The organism is Mycoplasma imitans ATCC 51306, from assembly GCF_000518305.1.
Lineage (GTDB): Bacteria > Bacillota_I > Bacilli_A > Mycoplasmatales > Mycoplasmoidaceae > Mycoplasmoides > Mycoplasmoides imitans.
Genome location: NZ_KI912419.1, coordinates 3,960 through 8,392, shown reverse-complemented (window position 1 = coordinate 8,392; position 4,433 = coordinate 3,960). Strand labels below are relative to the sequence as shown.

Here is a 4,433-nt window from a genome sequence, read left to right as displayed (position 1 = left end):
CCTGAAGATGATGCCGCTAAGCAATTAGCTGCCGCAAAAGCAGAATTAAATACATTAATCAGCTCACAACAGGCTAAAGTTAGTTTATATGAAGACTATGCTAAAATTCAAGATACATTAACTAAAGCATATGCAGCTGCACAAGCTGTTTTAGATAAGACTGATTCAACAGCTCAAAATCTAAAAGACGCTAAAACAACTTTAGAAACTGCAATTAGTGCTGCTGATACTGCTAAGACTGAATTTAACAAAACTCATGAAGCATTAGTAACATCATATACGGAATTAAAAACTAACTTAAGTAAGCAAGATGAAACTCTAGCTCAATTTGCTCAACCTCAATTTGAAGGTATTAAAAACCACTTAACAGCATTATACACTGCTGGTACAGCTGTTGCAAAAATGAAATTACAATCAGCAGATGGAACAGCGCTTGATGCTAATAAAGTAACAAATGCTAATAAAGCTATTGTCGATGCAACGGCTTCTGAGTTATTAGCGAATCAAAAGAATAACGCTAATGATTTAGGTACTAAGTTTGTAAAACAAATACTTTCTAAAAGTGGTGTTTTAACTAACGAAAATGAACCAGTTCAAGAACATGCACAACCTGTAAATTATAGTTTTGTGGGTTATAGTGTTGATCTTAATGGTACAGATAATATGGCACCATCTTGAAACTATACTAAGAGAACCGTTCTAACTTTAGATGGTTATTTAGTTGAAAATCAAAATGGTGAAAATGGTAACAAGCCATTAACAGACGTATCTTGAGTTTATAGTCTTGGTACTGGTAATAAGTACAGCTTAAAATTCAGTTACTTTGGTCCCTCAACCGGTTACTTATACTTTCCTTATAAATTAGTTAAAGCTGATCAAGCTGGCAAAATTGGATTAGAATACTCATTAAATGGTGGTTCAAAAACGGCTGTTCAGTTTGCAGCTCCAGCTTCAAGTATGCCTGCAGCTGATGGTGAAGAACATCCAATGTCTACTGAACCTACAACAACTACACCTGAAAATTCTGATATGGTTAATCCTGCACCGGCAGTTAATGATATTAAGGTTGCTAAAGTAGCGCTATCAGAACTTAAATTTGGTGACAATACAATCGAATTTACAGTTCCTAATGATAAAGTTGCGCCGATGTTTGGTAACTTCTACTTAACATCAAACGCTAACAATTCTGAAATGGTTTACGATGATATTTTTGGTAACTCATTAAGTAATGGTACAGTAACTGTTGATGTACTAAAGGGTTATAACCTAGCATCTGACTATTCAACATACTTTGCTCAATACAAAAATATGACGGTTGATGACAAAGACTTAGGCGATCACTACCTAATTGGATTTATTGGTGGACAAACTGATAGAGTTTGAAATAGCGGCGGAACACCTGTAATGAATACCCCACTTAATAAAGGAAATTCTCGTACATTTACATTATTCGTAAACGCTCCACAAAATGGTGATTACTATGTTGGTGGCGTATATAGAACAGGTGATGATAGAATTTTAAAATTATCAACTACAACAAACAATTTTTTCCAATTTTTTAAGCTAAATTCTGGTACAGGTGCTCCATTAAAAACATTTGATAGTAAAACGTTAGATGAAGCTAATGTTTTAACTAAAAAAAGAACTATAAAACTAACCAAAGGTTTAAATAAAATAACTTTAGGTAGTATCAATAATGGTAACGCTCCAAATTTAGGAAACTTAACATTCACGTTAATGCCTGCTTCAGAAAACCAAGAAAAATAGGATGATACGCTAAGTTAGTTAAATAAAATTATTAAATAGAACATCAGTAACGATAGTTGCTGGTGTTTTTATTTTGGTTTAAAGAAAAAAAGACGCCAAAACCCTTTATTTCTAGAAGAAGAAGAAGTAGTTCTTATCCGTTTTGAGGTAAAACCAACAGTTTTTACGCGAAAATAATGGCGATTTATTATTTATTGAACTTTATATATTTTTTTAATTAAGAATTTGTGTTTTTCACAATTTCGAATTTTAACTTTAGTGAAAAGAAAAAACGTATTAAAGTTTATTAGTTTATTAGGTGTTGGTTCATTTGTTAGTTTAGCTGTTGCTAGTTGTGGTCAGACTGCTACACCAAATCCTGAACCACCTAAACCTGTTGAGCCTTCTAATCCAACAAATCCTAATGATGGTGCCGCTAAACAATTAGCTGATGCTAAAAAGGCTTTAACTGATTTAATAGCTACTCAAAATGAAAAAGTTGCATTATATTTAGATTACGCAAAAATTAAAGACGATTTAGGTGTAGCATATGATGCAGCTAAAACTGCTTCAAATAATAACAATGCAGCTTTTGCAGACATAACATCTGCCACTACAACACTACAAAAAGCTATTGAAAAAGCTGCAAGTGATAAAACTGATTTTGATAGTAAAAATGGTGCATTAGTAACAGCTTATAATAATCTAAAAACAGCATTGCAAAGCAAAACTACTAATTTAGATTCATTAAAAGAAACTCAATACAGCGCAATTCAAGCTAATTTAAGTTCACTTTATGATTCTGCTACCAAAATTGTGGATGCAACATTAATACCTGCTAGTGGTGATAGTCCAACTCAAAATAAGGTAGAAGAGCTTAATACTAATATTACAACAGCGGTAACAAGTCTTGAAAATCAAAAAAAGAATGCAGATAACTTCTACACAAGTTTTGAAAAGCAAGTTTTATCTAAAGATAAATTATCAGTAGGAACAGGAGCGCACGCTAATAATGAACAACCAGCAAACTATAGTTATGTAGGTTATAGTGGTAATATTAGTTTTAATAATACAAGCAACAATCAATCAGGTTGATATTTTGCTCAAAGAAAAGTTTGAAAAAACAAATCTGCAAATGACAATATAACTATTCCAGTAACTACTGAAGCAAACGCTGATCCATTAACGGACGTATCATGAATTTATAGTTTAGCTGGAGAAGGTACTAAATACGCTTTAGAATTTACTTACTATGGTCCAACTACTGCTTACTTATATTTCCTTTATAAGTTGGTAAAAAACGAAGATGCAACTAAATTTGGTTTGCAATACAAACTAAATGATGCAGATGCTAAAATGATTCAGTTTACTCAAGCGCCAGCAATAAACGAAACAACCGAAACTAATGAAGTAACTGCTCAACCTTCTGGCGATCAGGCAGCAGGTGAAGGCGCAGCTCAGAACTCATCATCTATGACCTTATTTGCTGATCAAGGAGCAGCAGCTGTAACTGAAATCAATCCAACTCCTACAGTAGGAAACATTAATGTAGCTACAGTAACTTTATCTAAACTTAAATTAGGAGTTAACAAAATTGAGTTTAGCGTTCCGACTGGTAAAGTTACTCCGATGATTGGTAATATGTACTTAACTTCATCTGCTGATAACCAAAATAAAGTTTATGATGATATCTTCGGTAATAGCGTAACCAAAAAAGATGCTTCAACATCAGTAACAGTTGATCTTCTAAAAGGTTATGGTTTAGCAGCTGATAGATCAATACACTTTCGTCAATTTATGGGTCTAACAAGAACTGGTGCTAAAGCAAGTTCACAACAAAACGACACCACTTATTTAGTTGGATATATTGGTGGTAACTTTCCTCGTCGAGTTGAGGTTACTGGAGCTACTAATAATACTCCAGCAAACAATAATGATGCTAGAACAATTACCGTATATGTAAATGCTCCAGCTAGTGGTGATTATTACATTAGTGGTTCTTATCTAACAGCAAGAGATAGAGGATTAAAATTCTCAACTGGAACAGATACTAATAATGTTGTTACAATTACTAGATTAAAACAAAACAACTGAACAACATTAGGAACATTTGATACTGCTAATACTGCTACTGAAAATAATGATACCACCCTTGTTGGTAATCAACGTACTTTAATGTTACAAGCAGGGTTAAATAAAATTATTATTGCAGGTGGAACTGAAGATCAAACTAATGCTCCATATATAGGTAATTTAACCTTTACTTTAAAGAGCACGCAAACTGAAACTGATACCAATTCTAGTAAAGATGCTTAAAAACATTTCTAAAGAATAAGGAAAATAAATAAAATACTTATATTTAAATAGACCGCTAAGTTAGTTAATTCAATTTATATTAAAACATCAACATTGACATGAGATTGAAAGAAATTCAATTCTCATGTTTTTTTATTTAATAAACTTTTGTAATTATTTTAATTTTCTGAATAAAAGCTAAAAAACGTCAAAACCCTCTATTTCTAGAAGAAGAAGAAGAAGAAGAAGAAGAAGAAGAAGAAGCTCTTATACGTTTCATGTTAAAACGAACACTTATTACGCGAAAATAATGACGATTTATTATTTATTGAACTTTATATATTTTTTTAATTAAGAATTTGTGTTTTTCACAATTTCGAATTTTAACTTTA

General features: G+C 32.1%; 2 protein-coding genes. Both read left to right on the top strand.

Annotation, left to right across the window (positions count from 1 at the left end; translation table 4 throughout):
- Window positions 1-1,767, top strand: a 1,767-nt coding sequence (locus P690_RS04170) for an FIVAR domain-containing protein (protein ID WP_036459732.1), incomplete at its 5' end; no start/stop codon positions are given.
- Between the two features lie 258 nt (window positions 1,768-2,025).
- On the top strand, window positions 2,026-4,062 hold the full coding sequence (locus tag P690_RS0103865; RefSeq protein ID WP_027122422.1) for an FIVAR domain-containing protein: 2,037 nt from the start codon (window positions 2,026-2,028) through the stop codon (window positions 4,060-4,062).
- Window positions 4,063-4,433: the final 371 nt, after the last annotated feature.